The 19,977-nt window shown below is 70.4% G+C and carries 20 protein-coding genes; 13 read left to right on the forward strand and 7 right to left on the reverse strand.

Annotated elements, in window-relative coordinates; all coding sequences use genetic code 11:
- The first annotated feature begins 55 nt into the window (after positions 1-55).
- The 4 genes from AFER_RS02460 to AFER_RS02475 all read left to right on the forward strand — a co-directional run bounded on the left by AFER_RS02460 (position 56) and on the right by AFER_RS02475 (position 1,846).
- The gene (locus AFER_RS02460; RefSeq protein ID WP_015797946.1) at positions 56-382 is read left to right on the forward strand and encodes a lycopene cyclase domain-containing protein; all 327 of its coding nucleotides are present in this window, start codon (positions 56-58) and stop codon (positions 380-382) included.
- Complete coding sequence (locus AFER_RS02465) at positions 379-687, forward strand: lycopene cyclase domain-containing protein (RefSeq protein WP_015797947.1); 309 nt, start codon at positions 379-381, stop codon at positions 685-687. The genes AFER_RS02460 and AFER_RS02465 overlap by 4 nt, the downstream gene beginning before the upstream one ends.
- A gap of 64 nt (positions 688-751) precedes the next feature.
- Positions 752-1,213, forward strand: coding sequence for a sterol desaturase family protein (locus tag AFER_RS10780; RefSeq protein WP_015797948.1), 462 nt, complete (start codon positions 752-754; stop codon positions 1,211-1,213).
- A gap of 69 nt (positions 1,214-1,282) precedes the next feature.
- Entirely contained in the window at positions 1,283-1,846 is a 564-nt protein-coding gene (locus tag AFER_RS02475) for a DJ-1/PfpI family protein (RefSeq protein ID WP_015797949.1), read from the forward strand.
- Between the two features lie 348 nt (positions 1,847-2,194).
- Here AFER_RS02475 and AFER_RS02485 read toward each other — a convergent pair whose 3' ends face one another.
- The 4 genes from AFER_RS02485 to galU all read right to left on the reverse strand — a co-directional run bounded on the left by AFER_RS02485 (position 2,195) and on the right by galU (position 5,352).
- Complete coding sequence (locus AFER_RS02485; RefSeq protein WP_015797950.1) at positions 2,195-2,659, reverse strand: hypothetical protein; 465 nt, start codon at positions 2,657-2,659, stop codon at positions 2,195-2,197.
- A gap of 62 nt (positions 2,660-2,721) precedes the next feature.
- On the reverse strand, positions 2,722-3,216 hold the full coding sequence (locus AFER_RS10785; RefSeq protein WP_015797951.1) for an aminoacyl-tRNA deacylase: 495 nt from the start codon (positions 3,214-3,216) through the stop codon (positions 2,722-2,724).
- Positions 3,213-4,466: a molybdopterin molybdotransferase MoeA gene (locus AFER_RS02495; RefSeq protein ID WP_015797952.1), complete on the reverse strand. Its 1,254-nt coding sequence runs from the start codon at positions 4,464-4,466 to the stop codon at positions 3,213-3,215. The genes AFER_RS10785 and AFER_RS02495 overlap by 4 nt, the downstream gene beginning before the upstream one ends.
- Positions 4,450-5,352, reverse strand: coding sequence for a UTP--glucose-1-phosphate uridylyltransferase GalU (galU, locus tag AFER_RS02500; protein WP_041661631.1), 903 nt, complete (start codon positions 5,350-5,352; stop codon positions 4,450-4,452). Before galU ends, AFER_RS02495 begins: the two co-directional genes overlap by 17 nt.
- Positions 5,353-5,504: 152 nt before the next feature.
- On the opposite strand from galU, the gene AFER_RS02505 reads away from it, so the two are divergent.
- The 4 genes from AFER_RS02505 (at position 5,505) to AFER_RS02520 (ending at position 8,822) form a co-directional block, all read left to right on the forward strand.
- Positions 5,505-5,828, forward strand: coding sequence for an FmdB family zinc ribbon protein (locus AFER_RS02505; protein WP_015797954.1), 324 nt, complete (start codon positions 5,505-5,507; stop codon positions 5,826-5,828).
- A gap of 110 nt (positions 5,829-5,938) precedes the next feature.
- Entirely contained in the window at positions 5,939-7,168 is a 1,230-nt protein-coding gene (locus tag AFER_RS02510; RefSeq protein ID WP_015797955.1) for a glycosyltransferase family 4 protein, read from the forward strand.
- Positions 7,165-7,833 carry a class I SAM-dependent methyltransferase gene (locus AFER_RS02515; protein ID WP_015797956.1) on the forward strand — a complete coding sequence of 223 codons (669 nt, stop codon included), beginning with the start codon at positions 7,165-7,167 and terminating at the stop codon, positions 7,831-7,833. Before AFER_RS02510 ends, AFER_RS02515 begins: the two co-directional genes overlap by 4 nt.
- Complete coding sequence (locus AFER_RS02520) at positions 7,827-8,822, forward strand: hypothetical protein (RefSeq protein ID WP_015797957.1); 996 nt, start codon at positions 7,827-7,829, stop codon at positions 8,820-8,822. The genes AFER_RS02515 and AFER_RS02520 overlap by 7 nt, the downstream gene beginning before the upstream one ends.
- Here the strand turns inward: AFER_RS02520 and AFER_RS02525 are convergent.
- Together AFER_RS02525 and AFER_RS02530 are read right to left on the reverse strand one after the other, a co-directional pair.
- On the reverse strand, positions 8,794-9,597 hold the full coding sequence (locus AFER_RS02525; protein WP_015797958.1) for a class I SAM-dependent methyltransferase: 804 nt from the start codon (positions 9,595-9,597) through the stop codon (positions 8,794-8,796). The genes AFER_RS02520 and AFER_RS02525 overlap by 29 nt on opposite strands.
- Before the next feature lie 7 nt (positions 9,598-9,604).
- A complete protein-coding gene (locus tag AFER_RS02530; protein ID WP_171788934.1) occupies positions 9,605-12,154 on the reverse strand; it encodes a M1 family metallopeptidase in 2,550 nt (849 codons plus the stop codon).
- A gap of 62 nt (positions 12,155-12,216) precedes the next feature.
- Between AFER_RS02530 and AFER_RS02535 the strand changes: the two genes are divergently transcribed.
- Complete coding sequence (locus tag AFER_RS02535) at positions 12,217-13,299, forward strand: adenosine kinase (protein ID WP_015797960.1); 1,083 nt, start codon at positions 12,217-12,219, stop codon at positions 13,297-13,299.
- A gap of 141 nt (positions 13,300-13,440) precedes the next feature.
- Here the strand turns inward: AFER_RS02535 and AFER_RS02540 are convergent, their stop codons facing one another.
- Positions 13,441-14,616: an MFS transporter gene (locus tag AFER_RS02540; RefSeq protein ID WP_041661633.1), complete on the reverse strand. Its 1,176-nt coding sequence runs from the start codon at positions 14,614-14,616 to the stop codon at positions 13,441-13,443.
- A 60-nt stretch (positions 14,617-14,676) separates the two neighbouring features.
- Between AFER_RS02540 and AFER_RS02545 the strand changes: the two genes are divergently transcribed.
- Genes AFER_RS02545 through AFER_RS02560 form a run of 4 tightly spaced genes read left to right on the forward strand, consistent with a single transcriptional unit; the run spans position 14,677 to position 19,970 of the window.
- Positions 14,677-16,485, forward strand: a complete 1,809-nt coding sequence (locus tag AFER_RS02545) for a glycoside hydrolase family 15 protein (protein WP_280956802.1) — start codon at positions 14,677-14,679, stop codon at positions 16,483-16,485.
- 42 nt (positions 16,486-16,527) lie between these two features.
- Positions 16,528-17,904, forward strand: coding sequence for a glucose-6-phosphate dehydrogenase (gene zwf, locus AFER_RS02550; RefSeq protein ID WP_015797962.1), 1,377 nt, complete (start codon positions 16,528-16,530; stop codon positions 17,902-17,904).
- Positions 17,905-17,934: 30 nt separating this feature from the next.
- Entirely contained in the window at positions 17,935-18,804 is an 870-nt protein-coding gene (locus tag AFER_RS02555) for an ROK family protein (RefSeq protein WP_015797963.1), read from the forward strand.
- The gene (locus AFER_RS02560; RefSeq protein WP_015797964.1) at positions 18,801-19,970 is read left to right on the forward strand and encodes an MFS transporter; all 1,170 of its coding nucleotides are present in this window, start codon (positions 18,801-18,803) and stop codon (positions 19,968-19,970) included. Before AFER_RS02555 ends, AFER_RS02560 begins: the two co-directional genes overlap by 4 nt.
- Positions 19,971-19,977: the final 7 nt, after the last annotated feature.

Raw genomic sequence — 19,977 nt, forward strand, 5'->3', positions numbered from 1 at the left:
GACCCTCGTTGCACAACGCGAATCATTGTCCACTTCGTCCCGTAGGCTCTTCGTCGTGGGGCACTGGTTCTACCTCGAGGTCCTTGGCCTGTGCATACTGGTGACGCTGCCGCTCGAGGTCCTCGGGGCGCGGGTGTGGCGCCAGCCGCGTCGGCTCGCTCTCAGCGTCGGCATCGTCGCCGTCTGCTTCAGCCTGATCGACGCCGTCGAGGTGTACCAGCGCCTGTGGCACTACAACCCTCGCTACGTGACCGGTCTGCGCATCGGTGATCTGCCGATCGAGGAGGTCGCGTTCTTCGTCGTGATCCCGATCTGTTCCCTCCTCACCTACGAGACCGTGCGACGACGCCACGAGCTCGTCGCGCGGTGGCGCCGGCGGTGAGCTACACGCTCGAGGCGGTGGCGCTCGCGATCGTGGCCGTCGCCATCGACTGGTGGGTCACGCGCTCGCGTGTGGTGCGAACCGCGTCGTTCTGGATCACCTGGGTCGTGGTCGCTGCGTTCCAGATCCCTGTCGACGGAGCCCTCACCCGACTCCGCGCGCCGGTGGTGGAGTACCGATCCGGGACCTACCTCGGGATACGGCTCGGCCACGCCATCCCGATCGAGGACTTCGTCTACGGCTTTGCCCTCGTGCTCGTGACGATCTCCCTCTGGGTCCGGTTTGGTCGTCGCGCGAGTCGCTAGGGTGGTACTCAGGCGTCGACAGAGCGTCTCTGGCGGCTGTCGACGGCGAAGCAGGAGGTGGCGCATGCTCGTGCTCATCGCGCTGATCGCGTTCGTCGCAATGGAACCCGTGGCCGCGCTCGTCCATCGTGGGATCATGCACGGTGTGGGCTGGGTGATCCACGCCTCGCACCATCGGCCCCGGGAAGGGACGTTCGAGGCGAACGATGCCTTCCCGCTGTTGTTCGCCCTCCCCACGATCGCGTTGTTCTGGTTCGGGCGGCATGACCCTGTCGCTGTTGCGATCGCGGTGGGCATCACGCTCTACGGCGTCGCCTACTCGTTCGTGCACGACGGCTACATCCACGAGCGCCTCGGTCGGATGCCGAAGGTGCGCTACCTCGAGTACCTCAAGCACGCCCATGCGGTGCATCACCTCTACAACGAGGGCCCCTATGGCATGCTCGCCCCGATCGTGCCCGCCAAGCATCGCGCGAAGCTCGAGCTCGAGGCGGTGCGCGCCTGGCGTCCATCGGTCGCACGGTAGGAGCTTCGCTCCTCGCATCGACGAGACCAGACAGCTAGCATCGGGACGGTCGAGCGAAGGAGGCTGATCGTGCCGAAGGTGCTCATCCTGACCGGCGACGCTGCGGAGTCTCTCGAGGTCTTGTATCCCTACCAGCGACTGCTCGAGGAGGGCTACGAGGTCGATATCGCGGCACCGTCGAAGAAGAAGCTCCGCTTCGTGGTGCACGATTTCGAGGAGGGCTTCGATACCTACACGGAGAAGCCGGGCTACTCGTGGCCTGCAGACCTGAGCTTTGCGGAGGTCGACCCCACGGCCTATGTCGCGTTGGTCATCCCGGGCGGTCGGGCCCCGGAGTACATCCGCAACGACCCCGATTTCGTCCGGATCGTCCGCCACTTCTTCGAGGCTGACCAGCCCGTCGCGCAGCTCTGCCACGCGCCGATCGCGCTCGCTGCCGCCGGCGTGCTGCAGGGGCGGCGGTCGGCTGCTTATCCAGCGCTTGCACCGGACGTGCGCGCTGCGGACGCCGAGTTCGTGGATGCGGCGGCGGTGGTGGATGGGCAGATGGTGTCGGCGCGCGCGTGGCCGGATCATCCGAGCTGGATGCGGGCCTTCATCGGGATCCTCCGCGAGAAGGCTCCGGTCGGCTGAGTACCGTGCCGGCCGCGACCAGCTTGTCGTAGGTCGGCATCGCACGACGGGTACTGTCGCGATCGGTGCGACGTCTGGCCACGGTGGTGGCGCGGCGAAGCTCGCATCTCGCGGCGTCGACGGTCGTGTGCGAGCCGAGGTGTCACGGCGCACCCGTCGGTGACTCAGGGGGGTGCTGTCTGCTCGAGCACGTCCCGGAGAGGGCACCGTCTGTTCGGGCATCGTCTGGTCGGGGCGTCGGGTGGCCTCGCCGGTTGGCTGGACCGGTTGTACAGGACCAGCCGCGCTGGATGGTCGGTGCGAGACCCTCGCGGGCGATGAGGTGCGCTCGCGGTCGTGCCGAGTGGGTCAGTCCTGCGCGGCGAAGTTCGGCCGGATCTGGAACAGCAAGTACCACCCGATGGCGATCTCGATGAGCGTCTCGAGCACACCGCCGACCCCGACGAAGATGGCGATGACGATGCCGAAGGCGAGCTGGAGGACCGTCCCCACGAAGATGAGGCGCCAGCCTCGGTAGCGTCCGCGCTTCAGCGGTCCCGTGGCCGCGATGTAGAGTACGGCGAAGACCGCCGTCAGGGCGGCTGCGAGGTAGAGCTCACTCGTAACGTGGGTACTCACGAAGAAGATGCCCGCGAGCGACGAGCCGAGCTCGGTCGCAAGGCGTGCGAGCTGGACGGCGTCGAGTGCGAAGAGGATCCCGACGACGAGGCTGATCAGCCACGCCCAACGGGTGAGCCACGCCACGGCTCCGGCGGGTAGCTTCGGCAAGCCCTCGCTCAGCGAGCCGAGGCGCTGCTCGAGCGCAGTGATCACGACGACCTCCAGTTCTCAGCGATGTCTCAGTGTAGCGACACTCGGTACGACGAAGCGGTCGTTCATGGGGCGGGGCGAGGAGTGGCGATCGGCGCGACGGTCCCGGCACCGAGGTCGGCGAGGCGCGCTGCGTCGATCGCGACGATGGTGTCGGGCGTGCCCGCGGCCACCCATACGACGCCCGCACGAGCGAGCTCGGCGTCGACCACCACGCAGGCAGTCGGCGGCGCGATGAGTGGGGTCGCGCCCCCGGGCACGACGCCGAGCGCCTCGATGAGGTAGGTCCCCGGTGCGGGCTCGATGCGCTGGCGGGCCGCGCGCTCGAGCGAGCGTCGATGCACTCTGCGATCGCCCGCGACGACGGCGAGCACCGGGCCAAGGTCTCCGCGGAACACGACGGTCTTGGCGATCTTGTCCGGGTGCGTGCCGGCGGCTGCGGCTGCATCGGAGGCGAGGTGGGTCCCGGTCGCGAACTGGCGAATGGTCGCGAGGACGCCTCGGCGTGCGAGGCGCTCGGCGGCCAAGCCAGCGGGATCGGCGAGCAGTTGCGGCGTCATGCCTCGAGCGCGTCGACGATCGAGACGCCGGCCGGGCCGTCGAGCTCGCCGATCACGAGCACGCGCACCGGCTCCCCGGCCGCGACACCGTCGCCGTCGGGGACCAGGGCGAGCACGTTGGCGCCCGCGAGCCCTGAGAGCACGTGGGAGCCCTGAAGGCGGTAGGGCTCGACGACGAGCTCGCCGCTGCGAACGTGGGCCCGCGCGCGGACGAGGTGCAGCTTGCCGTCGGGGTGGCGGGTGATGGGTTCGAGTGCCCTCGCGGTGAGGACCGGGCGATGCCAGGTCCGAGCACCGAGCATCTTGCGGATGAGCGGGCGTGCGAACAACTCGAAGCTGACGATCGACGACACCGGGTTGCCGGGCAGGCCGATGACGGGTGTCTGGCCCATGCGCCCGATGGCGAGCGGCTTGGCGGGCTTGATCGCGACCTGCATCCAGCGCATGGTTCCCCGCTCCGCGAGCACCTGCTTGGTGTAGTCGAAGTCACCGACGCTCACCCCGCCGCTCGTCAGGATGAGATCGGCGCTCGCAGCCGCCTCGTCGAAGGCGCGGCCGAGGAGCGCTGGATCATCGGGGATCGCGCCGAGATCGCTGGGAATGCCTCCGGCCTCTGCGACGAGGGCGAGGAGCGCGGGGCGGTTCGAGTCGTGGATCTTGCCGGGGGGAAGCGGGTCGAGGTCGGTGAGCTCGTCCCCGGTCGAGAACACCGCGACCCGCGGCCGACGGTGGACGAAGACCTTGCGGACGCCGAGGGACGCGAGCAGGCCTCTGACCGCTGGCGTGACGGGCGTGCCCTCGGCGAGGACTCGCTCGCCGGCAGCGGCGTCGGAGCCGCGTCGACGGACGTGCGTGCCGGCCGCGATCGGAGCGGTGAGGTGGACCTCAGAGCCGTCGACGATGACGTCCTCGACGATCGCGATCGCATCTGCGCCCTTTGGGATCGGGGCACCGGTCATGATGCGTGCGGCGGTGCCCGCGGTGACGACGACGTCGTTCGGGTCGTGGCCGGCGGCGATGGTAGCCACGATCGACAAGGTCACCGGCGTGGCGCGGCTGGCCGCTTGCGTGTCGACGCTACGGACAGCGAAGCCGTCCATGCCGGTGTTGTCGAACGGAGGGAGCGGATCGGCGACGACGACCGGCGCAGCGAGGACGGCACCGAGTGCCTCGTCGATCCCCACCTCGACCACGGGTCTCGCACCGGCAAGCTCGAGGGCTGCTGCCTGGGCTTCAGCGAGTGGGATCACGGTCCTCCTCTGTCGTCTCGAGGAGCTCGGTGAGCACCCTTCGCAGCGCCGGACCGAGGTCGGGCCGTTGAAGGGCGAGCTCGACGACGCTCCGGAGGTAGTCCAGCTTGTCGCCGATGTCGTAGCGGTGACGGCCGTCGAAGCGCACCGCAACGACCGGCTCGTGCTCGATCAGCCGTGCGATGGCATCCGTGAGCTGGATCTCGCCTCCCTTGCCGGGCGGGGTCTCGGCGAGGGCGTCGAAGATCGCCGGCGTGAAGATGTAGCGGCCGGTGATGGCGAGATTCGACGGCGCCTCGGAGGCATCGGGCTTCTCGACGACGCTGCGGACGTAGTCGACACCGTCCTCGTCGACGACACCGGCGGCGCCGTAGAGCCTGATGCGCTCGGGCGGGACCTCCATGAGCGAGAGCACCGAGGCGCCGGTGCGCTCGTGGAGGGCGAGCATGTCGGCCAGGAGCGGCGAGGCGGGTCCCATGATGTCATCGGCGAGCATGACGACGAAGGGGTCTCGGCCCACGTGCTGGGCGGCGACGCTCACCGCGTGGCCGAGGCCACGCGGTTCGCCCTGGCGGAGGTAGTGGATCTGGCCGAGATGGGAGATGTGCTCGACCAGCGCCAGTTCGGCGAACTTCTCTTGCCTGGCGAGGAGGAGCTCCAGCTCGACGGCGCGGTCGAAGTGGTCCTCGATCGATCGCTTGCCGCGCCCGGTGACGACGAGGATGTTGGTGAGGCCGTGCGTCACGGCCTCCTCGACGACGTACTGGATGGCCGGCTGGTCGACGACCGGCAGCATCTCCTTCGGTTGGGCCTTGGTTGCAGGGAGGAACCGTGTGCCGAGCCCAGCGGCTGGAATGACCACCTTGGTGAGCACGACCGCCTCCATCCATCGTCTGGCGCCTGGCCAACAGAGCGGAGTCTAGGCGACGAGAAGGGCCAGGTTGGGGCCTACGATGGAAGGTACCAACGTGCGCGCCGTGTGCGCGAGTTGCGATCGTGGTGCGATGAGTCGTTCGACCGAGGTCGAGGAGGACACCGATGCCGACCTACGAGTATGCCTGCAAGCAGTGCGGCGAGCACCTGGAGGTCGTCCAGTCGTTCCAGGACGAGCCGCTCAGCGAGTGCCCGCGGTGCGGCGGCGAGCTGCGCAAGGTGTTCGGCTCCATTGGGATCGTTTTCAAGGGTTCTGGCTTCTACAAGACCGATTCGCGTGCGAGCTCGTCCGGGTCGGTCGGTCGCAGCCACGGCTCCGGTGGGAGCGATGCCGCGAGCGCTCCCGCGTCGACCTCGTCCACGTCGACGTCGACCACGGGCGCTGAGTCGTCCTCGTCGAGTTCGTCGACGGCTGGCTCTGCCGCCTAGGGTCGCCTGCCCGGGCCCGGGGGTTACCGGACGGTAGGCTACGTCCGTGCACAACCACCAGGCCTGGTGCGGTCCTTCGGCCGTGCGAGCGAGTCGGGGCGCCAGCTCTCGTGGCTGAGGATCGTCTTCGTATCGCCCTCACGGTGTATCGAGGGAACCCCACCTCCGGAGGCCAAGGCGTCTACACGGCCGAACTCGCGCGCCGTCTCGTCGCGCGGGGCCACAGCGTCACCGTCGTGTCGGGTCCACCGTATCCCGCGCTCGCCGAGTCGATCCGCCTCGAGCCCCTCGGCGGCCTCGATCTGCTGCGCCAGCCGGATCCGTTTCGCCGGCCCCGACTCGACGAACTCACCGACGCCTACGACCTGGCAGAGGTCGCGCTCTTGGCGACCGGCGCCTTCCCCGATCCCCGCGCGTTCGGCCTGCGCTTTCGCGCCTGGTGGCGGCGTGAGGGTCATCGGTTCGACCTCGTGCACGACAACCAGTCGCTGACGCCAGCGCACGCCGAGCTCGTGCGCGACGGCGTCCCGGTGGTGGCCGCGATCCACCATCCCATCACCGTGGATCGCCAGCTCGCCCTCGCGGCCGCTGGATCGGTCAAAGAGCGCATCGGCCTGCGCCGCTTCTTCGGCTTCGTGCCGATGCAGGTGCGCACGGCGCGGGTGATGCCGCGCGTGCTCACCGTCTCGTCCGCCTCGGCTCGTGACATCAGCCGCGAGCTCGGGGTGGCGCGCTCGCGCCTCCGGGTCGTGCCGATCGGCGTGGACGCGGAGGTCTTCCGACCCCTCGAAGGGGTGCAGCGCACCGCCACGTTGCTCGCGACCACGGCGAGCGCGGATGTGCCGCTCAAGGGTCTCGGGGTGCTGCTGCTCGCGCTCGCGCGCCTGCCGAGCGACGTCGAGCTCGTCGTGATGGGCCCGCGCCGGGAGGGCTCCCCCATCGAGGCGCTCATCGGTCAGCTGGGCCTCGGTGAGCGCGTGCACCTCGTCGGTGCGGTGAGCCGCGAGCGGATGGTGGAGGTGTACGCGAGCGCTGCGGTCGCGGTCGTGCCGTCGATGTACGAGGGCTTCTCCTTGCCCGCCGTCGAGGCGATGGCCTGCGGGGTGCCGCTCGTCGCGACGACCGGTGGGGCGCTCGCGGAGGTCGTCGGCGGGCTGGCGCCCCAGGTGCCCCCGGGCGATCCGGTCGCGTTGGCCCAGGCGATCGCCGCACAGCTCGCCGACCCCGCCGGCGCCCGCGAGCGCGCCGCGAGCGCGCGGAGCCGGGTGCTCGCGCGCTACTCGTGGGACGAGGCGGCTCGGCGCACCGAGCAGGTCTACCGCGAGGTGTTGGAGGCGTGATCACCTTTCGGCCGGAGCACCTCGCACCGCTCGAGGGTCGTCGCGTGCTCGACCTCGGTGCGGGTGGCGGTCGCCATGCGGCATGGCTCCGCGACCACGGGGCCCTCGTCGTCGCCGGCGACCTCGTCGTCGAACCGACCGATCGTGAGGGGGTCGACTGGGTCCGCCTCGACGGTGCGGCTCTGCCCTTTGCGGACGGCTCGTTCGACGTGGTGCTCTGTGCCGAGGTCCTCGAGCACGTCGCGCACCCGGCTCAGGTGGTGCGCGAAGCGCGGCGTGTGCTCGCACCCGGGGGCCAGCTGGTCGTGAGCGTGCCCTCGGCGTGGCCGGAGGCCGTCTGTTGGGCGCTGTCGCTCGAGTACCACGCCGTTCCCGGCGGCCACGTGCGCATCTGGACGCTCGCAGGGATCCGGCGCCTCCTCGAGGCCGAGGGTTTCCGCGTGGTCGCGCGCCATCGCCGTCACGCCCTGCACGCGCCGTACTGGTGGGCTCGGTGCCTGCTCGGCGTGGAGCGCTCGGGTCAAGATCCGCGCATCGAGTGGCTGGGGTGGCGTCTCGTCAAGGCGGCCGTCGGCGAGGCTCCGCTGCTCGCGCGCCTCGAGACGCTGCTCGACCCCGTCCTCGGGAAGTCGCTCGTCCTCTATGCCGAGGCCGCACCGTGCTGAGCCGGAGCGAGCTGCGTCGCACCGCGGCGGCCATCGCGAGGGTCCAGTTGCCCTCGGGGATGATCCCCTGGGCCCCGCGTCGCCATGGCGATCCGTGGAACCACGCCGAGGCGGTCGCCGCACTCGCGCTCGGTGGGGAACTCGCCGCCGCCGAGCGGGGTCTGGACTGGCTGGCGGGCGTGGTCGCGCGAGACGGTGCCTTCTGTCAGTACTACCTCGCGAGCGGCGTCGAGGAGCCTCGGATCGACCTGAACGTGTGTGCCTACCCGATCGTCGCGATCGTCGCGTGGGTCGCGGCAGGGGGCTCGGTCGCGACCGCACGGGCGCACCTCGCGTGGTACCGGCGCACCCTCGAGCTCGTCCTCGGCCACCAGCTCGGCGACGGGAGGTTCCCCTGGGCCCTCGACCCCGGGCGTCGTCCCCTCGAGGGCTCCTTGCGTGCCGGTTCGGCCGCGATGGTGATCGCGCTCGATGGCGCCGCCTGGGCCGCGAACGAACTCGGGGTGCTCGAGGCTGGGCCGATCGAGGAAGCGCGCTCGCGTCTCGCGCTCGCGATCGCCAAGGACGAGGGGTTCCTCGACCGCTTCGAGTGGTCGATGGACTGGTACTACCCCGTGCTCGCGGGCGTCCTCGAGCTCGATGCGGCCGAAGATCGGCTCGATGGACTCTTCGAGCGGGCGCGCGAGTCGACCGGCCAGCTGCGCTGCGTGCTGTCGGCTCCGTGGGTGACGACGGCCGAGACCGCCGAGGCGGCGATGGCGGCCTGGCGACTCGGTCGCATCGCAGATGCCCGAGCGCTCCTCGCGTCCGTCGAGTCCCTCCGCGAACCCGACGGCTCCTACCGCACCGGTATCGTCGTGCCGGAGGGACACTCCTTCCCGACCGGGGAGTGCTCGACCTACTCGGCAGCCGCGGTGGTGCTCGCGCACCACGTGCTTCGTGCCCCGCCGCGCGCCGGCCTCATCGAGGCCCTCGTCGCGGCCTCGTAGCGCGCCTCGCGATGGCGAGCGAGCCGGTGCGCTCGACGAGGTCGAAGCCGAGGTGGAGGGCGGCGGTGAGCATGCGCCACGGTGCCTGGCCCCCGTCGGCCGGGTCCTCGAAGACGTCGTGGACGGCGAGCAGCCCGCCCGGTACGAGGAAGCGGCGGGCGAGCTCGAGATCGAGATGGCAGCTCCGCGCGTCGTGACCGCCGTCGACGAGGACGAATCCTGCCACCGGGCGCACGAGGTCGATGAGGCCACGCCCATCGCCCACCCAGAGGGTGACGTGACGCTCGAGGTCAGCGAGCGCCAGGGCGTCGCGCAGCGTCCCGAGCGAGTCGGGGCTACCGAGGTCGCCGTCGAGGAGACGCGGGTCGGCCCAGGGGAACGGTGGGCGCATCTCGATGGAGCCCCGGTGGTGGTCGACGGCGAGGAGGCGGAGGCCTCGTTCGCGTGCGACCGAGCCGAGCCGCACGGTCGAGCGACCGCAGTAGGAACCGAGCTCGACGAGCCATCCGCCCGCTCGCGGGGCGACTCGCGCAGCCTCGATGAGCGCACGGAGCTCGTCGGCGGGGAAGAAGCCCGGGAGTAGGTCGGCGAGAGCAGCCGGCCCGTCTCGCCTAGGCTGGTCGGCGTGCAGCTTCGCTGGATCGTCGTCGCGCTCGTGACGCTGGCGGCCGGCGGCGCCCTCGGGGGCGCCGGCTGGATCGCGGGTGCCATCGCGGCGGCCGTGGTCGTGGCCGCCGGGAGGCGATGCCGAGGGGCCTCGTGCGCGAGCTCGCACGGCGGGCTCAGGCGAGTTGGCTGGTGAGCCGTCCTGCGTAGCGGGCGCGCAGGCGCAGGTTGACCTGGTAGCGCTCCAGGGTCTGGGCGAGCACGCGCTTGCCCGCCGGGATCGGGTGCTCCTCGAGGAAGCGTACGATCTCGCCGGCGCGCTGGTAGGTGGTCGGTCCGATGACGAGCGCGATGCTCTGGAGCATGCGATCGATCGTGTTGAGCGGGAATCGGGCGAGCATCTCATCGAAGCGAGCGAACAAGAAGTCGATCGCCTGGTTCTGGAGCGCTGGGTTCGCGATCACTCGGTTGATGAGGAAGGGTGCGTCCTGGGTTCGCACTTCGCTCATGGCCAGATCCAGCACGCGCCGCCCGAGCGCTGGTTGGCGGAACTCCGCGAGGGCGAACAGGTGACGCTGCTCGTCCTGGGGGTTGCGCGGGTGCCGATAGCGATCGAGCATGAAGGCAAAGTCCGACTCATCACCGAAGCGCGCGACGACGCCGAGGACGGCCGCGACGAGATCGGCGCTCGGCCCGCCGATGCCGCTCATCTCCTCACGGAAGCGTTCTCTGGCGTGCTGGCGCACGTCGGGATCCTCGGCGATGTCGCCGAGCACGTCGTAGGCGATGGCACGCGCGGTGCGATCCTGCGGGGTGTCCGTCGGGCGGGCCTCGGTGCCGAAGTAGTCGAGGACCGGTCCGAACACCGAGGCCGCGAGGGCACGGACGTGGGTGATCTCGCTCGGTTCGGCGATGCGCTCCAGCAGGCCGAGTGCGGCTTGGCCGATCCCGAGGATGTTCGGGTCGCGCTCGTCGCGGAGGCGCTCGGCGAGACCGAGGAAGTCCTCGAGTGGCGCGGCGCCCGACTGGGTGAGCGCCCATGCATCGGCGATGAGGTTGAAGCGCTCGAGCGTCTCGAGCTGGCCGAACGACTCGGCCAGCTGGGCGAGGAGCTGTTGGGCGTAGCGGGCCCGAAAGACGCCCTCGCCGTGGGCGTTGACCACGACCGGCGCGGGACCGACCTCGGCCGACATCTCGGGCTGGTCGAGCAGCACCCGCCGCTCGCCATCGACGAGCGAGCGCAGTGCGATCGGCACGTGCCACAGTGATCCGATGGCGCCGATCGGATCGTCGTCGGCCGCGAGGAGCCGGAACGGCGTCTGGGCGAGCCGGACGCCATCGGGGAGCGGATCGACGCTGACGAGCGGATGGCCGCCCTGGAACACCCAGGTGTCCATCATGGCGCCGACGTCGGTACCGCTCGCCTCGCCAAGGGCAGCCCAGAGATCCTGGGTCTCGGCGTTGCCGTAGGCGTGGGCCCGCAGGTAGCGACGCACGCCGTCGCGGAAGACCTCGGGTCCGAGGTGCTCGGAGGCCATGCGCAAGATGGACGCCCCCTTCTCGTAGGTGAGAAGGTCGAACATGTCCTCGGCGTCCTCGGGTGCGCGCACCGTGTACTCGATGGGGCGGGTCGAGGGAAGGGCGTCGATGCCCATGGCCGCGAGCCGACCGATGGCAAAGGCCTCCCACCGGCGCCACTCGGGGCGGAAGGCGTCGACGGCGGTGACCTCCATGAAGGTGGCGAAGGCCTCGTTCAGCCAGATGCCGTTCCACCAGCGCATCGTGACGAGATCGCCGAACCACATGTGGGCGAGCTCGTGGCAGACGACGTCGGCGACGCGCTCGAGATCCACCTGCGCGGCGTTGTCGCGGTCGACGAGGAGGGCGGTCTCGCGGAAGGTGATCGCGCCCAGGTTCTCCATCGCGCCGGCCGCGAAGTCGGGGATCGCGAGCAGGTCGACCTTGGGGGCGGGGTAGGCGATCGCGAAGTAGTCCTCGAAGAAGGCGAGGGCGTGCTGGGCGACCTCGAGAGCAAAGGCCGTGAGCTGCTCCTTACCGGGCACGTGCACGACCCGGATGGGGACGTCGCGGTGGAAGACCGGCTCGGTCGCGACGAAGCGGCCGATGACCATGGCGAGCAGGTAGGTGGACATCGTCATCGTGGGCGCAAAACGCCACCGGTCGGTGCCGGGTGCGATCGTCGTGCGCTCGGTGACGGGATAGTTCGAGTAGGCCTCGAGGTGGCTCGGGATCTCGAGCGTGACGGCGAAGGTGGCCTTGGCGTCGGGCTCGTCGAAGCAAGGGAAGGCCTTGCGCGCACCGGTGGATTCGAACTGCGTCGTCGCGATGCGATGCGTCGTGCCGTCTGCGTCGCGATAGGTCGACAGGTACAGTCCGTCGAGGTCCCGACGCAGCGCACCCGAGAAGTCGAGATCGAGCGCGAAGGGGCCGGCTGGCATGGGCGCATCCGCGTGGAGCTCGACCACGCCGTGCTCGCTGCGCGGGCGGGGTGTGAGGGTGACGCGCGTCCCGGCGAACGTGGCGATCGCCGACGAGATCGCCAGATCGACCGCGTGCACCTCGAGCACCGCGGTGGGCTCGTGGACGTCACCGTCGATGCGCACGTGACCCGTGTAGGGGTCGACGTCCGGGTCGACCTGGAGCGTGAGGTCGTAGTGTCGAGGGGTCCAGACCCGCGAAAGCCGGTACGGGTTGTGCTCTGTCACGGGTGCCACGCTAGCTCGGCCCAGGTCCCTGTGAGACACGATGCCACCGGTAGGCTCGCCGTGTGGCCAGACGAGACGTGGTAGCGCTGGGGTCGGCGATCGTGGATCTCGGGGTGCGGGTGCGCGCTCGGGAGATCGATCGTCTCGGCCTTGCACGCGGGACGATGACGCTTGCCGAGGCCGAGGACCTCGATCGCCTGATCGAGGCGGTCGGTGGTGAGGTCGAGATCCGAGGTGGGGGATCGGCCGCGAACACGGCCGTCGGGCTCGCTTCGCTCGGGGTCGACACCGCCATGGTGACCCAGGTGGGCGACGACGACCTCGGGGAGCGGTGGGCAAGCGAGGTCGCCGAGGCCGGCGTCGAGGTCGTGCTCGTGCCGGCGCCACCGGGCTCGCGGACCGCACGCTCGTTGATCATGGTCGACGAGGGGGGAGAGCGCACCATGGTGACCTCGCTCGGGGTCGCGAGCTCGCTCGATGTCGACGAGCTCCCTCTGCCCCTGCTCGCCGAGGCCCGCTGGTGCTTCGTCGAGGGCTACCTGCTCGATGCGGCCGGCGACGGACTCTTCGAGCGCCTCGATGTGGTCCGGCGTCTCGGCGGTCGGATCGCCCTCTCGCTCGGTGACCAACTGCTCGTCGACCGTCACCGCGATCGGCTCGTGCGGGCTCTCGGTCGCGTGGTCGACGTCGTGCTCGGCAACGGCGCCGAGGCGGCCCAACTCGTGCGTCGCCAGGCCCTCTCGACCATCGTCGAGGAGCTCCAGGCTCGCGGCGTCGAGGGCGCACTCACGCTCGGCGCCGATGGCGCGGTCGTCTTCAGCGCGGACGAGGCGCTCCATCAGCCTGCGCCCGAGACCATCGCAGACGTCGTCGACACCACCGGTGCGGGCGATCAGTTCGCGGCCGGCTACCTTGCCGCGCTCGTCCGCGGTGGCGACCTCTCGAGCCGAGCGATGCTCGGCACGCACGTCGCGACCGCCGTCGTGACGCACGAGGGCGCGCGTCCACGGCCCGACACCCCACTCGCCGCGGCTCCGGCGCTCACCGAACTCTTGGCCGGGCTCGGACTGAGTCGTGAGGCGGATCCCGCCTTCGACGAGCGGTCGAGCGATGAGCCTGTGGCGGGGGAGCGCCACGGCGAGTGACGAGCCATCGGGCCCGCGCGGGTGGGCCGTGGACCTCGTGTGCGTGCGGTCAGGTCGCCCTGCGTCGTTCGTCGGCGCGCGGGGGGCCCGCCATGGCTCGGGTACCTCGGCGCGCAGGTGCCGGCAGAAGTTGCGCGATGGTCAGGGCGTCGGGCTGGGTGAGGGACCAGGAGCAGCTGGGCTGCGACGATTCGTGAGCCAGACGAGGGTCGCGAGTGCGACGCCGACCCCGGCGAAGAGCCAGGTCAGCTCCCGCGCGCCGAGGCGCGGGAGGAGGAGCGCTGCCGCGAGACCCGCCGCGGTCCACCCGATCGAGTAGCTCGCATAGAGGACGGAGAAGGCGCTCGTGAGTTCGTTGGGCGCGAACATGGTGGGGACGAGTCCGACGCGGAGCGCGTTGATCGGCGCGATGGCGATGCCTGCGGCGACACTGGTCGCGAGCCAGAGCCACGCGGCAGGCGCCGAGAGCCCCCAGGCAGCCAGGGCCGCTCCAAGACCGAGCACGAGCGCTGCGAGGGTGCTCACACGTGCGGGCCGATGGCTCCAGATGCGCGTGTAGACGACCCCGCTCGCGACCGAGCCGACGCTCATCGCTGTGAGTGCGACACCGCCGAGCGGGCTCGATCGGAGCCAGTGCACGGCGAGAGGGACCGCGAGCAGGACCGCACCCCCCTCGAGCACGCCCTCGAGCGCCGAGAGCACCCAGAGCCAGGTGCCACGGCGGAGCCGGTGGGGGAGGGCTCGCTGGTCGATGTGCGGCCTCGTGCGGTAGCGAAGTGCCCCGACGGTGGCGACAAGGCCGGCGAGTGCGACGAGGTCGAGGAGGAGCGGACGGAGGCCGACGACGACGAGGACGCTGGCGACGAGGGGCGCCCCGAGCCACGTGAGCTCCTGGGCCACCGAGTCGATGGCGAAGGCGCGCCCGCGGTCGGAAGGATCGAGGCGATCGGTGAGGTTGCGGCGCAGCTCGCCCGTGACGAGGGTCGCTGCGGCACCGACGCCGAACGCGCCGACGGCACCGAGGGCGAGTGGGGCACCGACGGTGACGGCAGCGAGCAGCGCGGCGGCGCAGGTCATGAGGCCGAGGCGGCTGGGGAGCGACGCGGCAGCGACGAAGGGGACGGCGAGCAGGGCGAGCGCGCCGACCTCGCCGAGGGGGACGAGTGCCGCGAGGCCGCTCGCGGTGGCGTAGCCAAGGCGCGCACCGACGACGTAGGTGATCGCGATGGGGACGAGGAAGTTCGCGACGCGATAGGGGGTGGCGAGCGCGAGCCATCGAGCGAGCGCGCGACCGGGCGGCGCGCTGCGTTCGACCATGGGAGTCACCCTACCGGCGAGCGCACGACGAGGTGGGCAGGGCAGCGCTCGTGTGATTGGATGGTAGGCGTGGCACTTCCACTCGAACAGTACGGCTTCGTCGGCGATCTGCACACCGGCGCGATGATCGGTGCGGAGGGCAGCGTGGCGTGGCTGTGCGTGCCTCGCTTCGACGCCGATGCGTGCTTCGCGTCGCTCCTCGGCGACGAGTCGAACGGCACGTTTCGCATCGCTCCGTCGGGCCCGTTCGAGTCGACGCAGACCTACGTCGAGGACACGCTGGTCCTCGAGACGACCTTTGCGACCCGGACTGGTCGTGCCAAGGTCATCGACTTCATGCCGATCCGAGAGCGCCATGCACGGCTCGTGCGCATCGTCGAGGGGATCTCGGGCGAGGTTTCGATGGAGGTGACCCTGACGCTGCGCTTCGACTACGGGCGCTCCATTCCGTGGGTGCGGCGCGTCGCGCGTGGCCACTCGTTCGTCGTGGGGCCGATCGCGGCCCTGCTCGAGACCCCGGTCGAGCTCGAGGGTCGCAATCAGCGCACGGTCGGTTCGTTCGTGGTGCACGAGGGCGAGCGGGTCCCGTTCGTGCTCAGTTTCCACGACTCCGTCCTCCCCCCGCCCAGGCGGATCGACCCCCAGCTCGAGTTGGCCGGCGTCGTCGAGTGGTGGCGGCGCTGGGTCGCCACTTCCCAGGTGCGCTTCGGTCGCTACGAGCCCCTTGCGCGACGGAGCCTGATCACCTTGAAAGCACTCACCTACGCCCCGACGGGTGGCATGGTGGCCGCGCTCACCACCTCGCTCCCCGAGGACCCCGGTGGTTCGCGCAACTGGGACTATCGCTTCTGCTGGCTGCGTGACGCCGCGTTCGCCGTGGAGGCGTTCCTCGCGCGCGGCATGCTCGACGAGGCCCGCGCGTGGCGGGGTTGGCTGTTGCGCGCCATCGCGGGGGACGCGCGTCAGATCCAGATCCTCTACGGGGTTGGGGGTGAGCGCAGGATCCCCGAGCTCGAACTCGAGTGGCTGCCCGGCTACGAGGGGTCGCGGCCGGTGAGGGTGGGCAACGGCGCCGCGGGTCAGTTCCAGATGGACGTCTACGGCGAGGTTGCCGACGTGTTGTGGCGGATGGTGCGAGCTGGCATCCGTCCCGACGAGAACGCATGGGAGATCCAGCGCTACCTGACGGACTTCGTCGTGTCCTCCTGGCGTGAGCCCGACGACGGGATCTGGGAGATCCGGGGCGAGCGCCAGCACTTCACCCACTCGAAGATCATGGCCTGGGTGGCGATCGATCGGGGCGTCAAGGTCGCCGAGGCGATGGGCGTCGAGGCGCCCTCGGCCTGGCACGCGGCCCGCGCTCAGGTGCACGCCGCCGTGCTCGAGGAAGGGTGGAACGAGTCGGTCGGTGCGTTCACCCAGGCCTTCGGGTCGACGCGGCTGGACGCGGCCGTGCTGCTCGCCCCACTCGTCGGGTTCATCGACCCCGACGATCCGCGGGCTCGGCGCACGGCCAAGACCATCGCCCGATCCCTCACGAAGGGCGGGTTCGTCCAGCGCTACGAGCCGACCGCCGGTGTCGATGGCATCGGCGAGCCCGAGGGTGCCTTTCTGCCCTGCACCTTCTGGCTGGTGCAGAACCTCGCCCTCCAGGGCGAAGTCGACGAGGCCGAGGTCTACTTCGAGCGTGCGAGCCGGGCGGCCAATGCGCTCGGCATCTTCTCGGAGGAGTACGAGCCGACGGAGCGACGCATGCTCGGCAACTTCGCCCAAGCGTTCACGCACGTCGCCATGTTGCACGCCGCCCACGCGCTCGAGCGTGCTCGCGAGGCCCGTCGCGACGGTGAGCGTGAGCGCCAGGGGGCCTAGCCTCAGTTCTGGAGATGGTCGAGCAACGGGAAGGACTGGCCGATGACGCAGAGGATTCCGTTCGTGCTCTTCGGGGCGACCGGCGACTTGGCTCGCCGCATGCTGTTGCCGGCGCTCATGTCGGTGCGAGAGCGCCATGCAGACTACCAGTTGGACATCATCGGCGTCGCGGGTAGTCGTTTCGACGACGAGAGCTTCCGTGCGCACGTGGTGGAGATCCTCACCAAGGACAAGCGCTGCTCCCGCGAGGAGGCCGAGACCTTCGCGAAGACCATCAGCTACCTCTCGGGCGACTACCACGACCCGAACCTCTTCGACGCACTGGCCGCTCGGGTCTCGCCCGACGAGCGTCCTATCGTCTACTTGGCCATCCCTCCCTCGCTCTTCGAGGTCGTGATCGAACAGCTCGCGCGCGCCGGCTTCGACGAGCACGCTCGGATCATGGTCGAGAAGCCGTTCGGCCGTAACCTCGCCGACGCCCAGCGCCTGTCGAAGGTGCTCGCAAGCCACTTCCGACCCGAGCAGATCTTCCGCATCGACCACTTCCTCGGCAAGGAGGCGGTGCAGAACCTCTTGGTGTTCCGCTTCGCGAACTCGATCCTCGAGCCGCTGTGGAATCGGAACTACGTCTCGCGGATCGAGCTCAACATGCTCGAGGCGTTCGGCGTCGAGGGGCGCGGCGCCTTCTACGACGGCGTCGGCGTGGTGCGCGACGTCGTGCAGAACCATCTGCTCCAGCTGCTCACGCTGCTGCTCATGGAGCCCCCGCTCGCGATGAGCGGGCGCGACCTCACCGACCAGCGCACGAAGGTGCTCCAGGCCATCCGTCCGATCCGGCCCGACGACGCGGTGCTTGCCCAGTACCGTGGCTATCGGCTCGAGGCCGGGGTGGCCGACGACTCGTCCACGCCCACGTACGCGGCAATCCGCCTCGAGGTGAACTCCTGGCGCTGGGCAGGGGTGCCGGTGTTCGTGCGTGCGGGCAAGGGGTTGCGCGAGACCCGCACCGAGGCGGTCGTTGAGTTCCGGCGCCCGCCGACGCTGATCTTCGGCACCGGGGAAGGGGAGCAGCACCAGCCCGAGCCGAACGCGTTCATCTTCCACTTCAAGCCCGACGGGCGCATCGAGCTCTTGATGCAGTCGAAGGTGCCCGGTCCTCGGCTGATCTCGAGACCGACGATGCTCACGGTGTCCTCCTCGGACGACTCGGCGCGCTCCGACGACGCCTACGCCCAGCTCATCGACGACGTGGTGCGCGACGATCAGACGCGCTTTGCGACCCAGGAGTCGGTGGAGGCTGGATGGCGGATCGTCGATCCCGTGCTCGAGGCGCCGGCCGAGTCGACCTACGTCGTCGGCAGTGATGGACCGCGCGAGGCCGATCGCCTCGTCGCCGACGTGCATGGGTGGTATCGATGACGGCGCAGGTGGCGAGATGGGGGTCCGACGATGAGTGACGAGATCCTCGCGGTCGATCTCGGCGGGACGAACTTTCGCATGGCCAAGGTGAGCAGCGAGGGCGTGCTGCTCGCTCGGGCCGAGATCCCGACGGCGTCGATCACCGACGTCGTGGACGGCCTCGGTCGGCTCGTCGACCAGGTCGACGGTGGCGGGGTCGCAACGCTCGTGTTCGCGGCCCCTGGCGTCGTCGACCGTGACGCGGGCACGGTCGTCTTCTGCGGGAACCTCGATGACGCCGTGCGGCGCACCATCGTCGCGAGCCGGATCGCCGATGCGCTCGCCAAGCGCGTCGTCCTCGTCAACGACGCCGATGCGGCCGCCATCGGTGAGGCGTGGGCGGGAGCCGGGCGCGGCGCTCGAACGGTCGTGTACGTGACCGTCTCGACCGGGATCGGTGCGGGTCTCGTCCACCGCGGCACGCTCTACGTCGGGCGCTTCACGGGCATGGAGGCCGGTCAGATCCGTCTCGGCCTCGAAGACGTCGATCGCGCCGAGCACGTCGGTTCGGGGACCGCGCTCGCTCGTACCGCCCGCCAGCTCGGGCTCGAGCTCGCCAACCCCGAGGTCGTGCGCCGCGCGCACCAGGAGGGTGTCGCGCGCCTCGCGCTCACCCGCACGATGGAGGCGCTCGGGGTCACGCTCGCCAACCTCGCCTGGCTCCTCGTGCCCGATCGCATCGTCATCGGGGGCGGGCTCGGCCTGTCGGATCCGCTGGTCCTCGAGCTCGCCACGCAGGCGTTCCACCGCGCCGGCCCGGCGTTCCTCGAGGATCTCTCCATCGTCCCGGCCGCGCTCGGCGACGACGCCGGACTCATCGGGGCGGCGTTCGCGGAGCGGGCGCTCCAAGGCGCCCAGTGAGGTTCTCGCTCCAGTCGACGCGCTCGCTCGCAGCGCTCGCTGGGGCGAGCATCCTGGTCGGTGCGTACGATCAGGCAGCGATCGGGGTCGCCCTCGGTCCGCTGCGACGCAGCTGGCACCTCTCGAGCTCCGAGGTGGCGCTCATCGCCTCGGCATCGGCTGCGGGGATGGTGGTGGGTGGCCTCGTGGCCGGGTTCCTCGCCGATCGCTGCGGGCGTCGTCGCCTGCTCGTCGTCGACGTCGCGCTGCTCGCGCTCGCGAGTCTCGCCGCTGCGTTCGCACCTGGGGCGGGTGTCCTCCTCGCTGCGCGCTTCGTCGGTGGGGTCGCCGTCGGGGCGAGCTACACGATCGTCTTCGTCTACCAGCGCGAGCTCACGAGCGCCGCGATGAGCACGCGTTGGATGGCGACCACGCTCTGGGCGGCCAACTGGGGCATGCTTCTTGCCTACGGCGTCGGCGCCGTCGCAGGTGGCACCACGTTGGGTGCGCGCATCGTCCTCGGCGTCGGTGCGCTCGGCGCCCTTCCGCTCGTTGCGGCCCGACGTCGGCTCCCGGAGACCCGGACGACGGATGGGCACCTCTCGCTCCGCGCGAGCCTCGCAGCCCTCCGTTCGGTGCGAGAGCTCGAGGCCGCGGGGGCGTGGTTCCTCTATCAGATCTCTGACCAGGGCATCAACGTGCTGCTCCCCATCGTCGTCGCCAGCCTCGGCGTGGTGTCGCTGCGGAGCGCCGATGCGACGGCGCTCGTCGTGAAAGCCGTGACCATCCCTGCGTCGCTGACGACGATCTGGCTGGTGGGTTGGCTCGGGCGGCGGCGTCTCCAGTTGGCTGGGTTCCTCGGCCGAGCGCTCGCCCTCGGGCTCGTCGCGGTCGCCTTCGCCCTGGGCGCTCCTCTCGTCGTGACCGTGATCCTGCTCGCGGTTGGTCTTGCGGCAGGCTCCATGGGCCCCGACAAGACGACGGTGATGGGGGCCTGTCTCGAGGACGAGCCGATGGCGCTCGCGACGCGCCAGGGCGTCGCACAGACCGCAGGTCGCCTCGGTGGCATCGTGGGACCGGCGGCGTTCGTGCTGCTGACCAGCGTCGGTGGCCCGGCACCCGGGATCGCCCTGTTCGCGCTCAGCGCGCTCGCGGGCTGGGCCATCACCCTCCCGATGACGGCGTGAGCTGGTC

The organism is Acidimicrobium ferrooxidans DSM 10331 (genome assembly GCF_000023265.1).
Taxonomy (GTDB): Bacteria; Actinomycetota; Acidimicrobiia; order Acidimicrobiales; family Acidimicrobiaceae; genus Acidimicrobium; species Acidimicrobium ferrooxidans.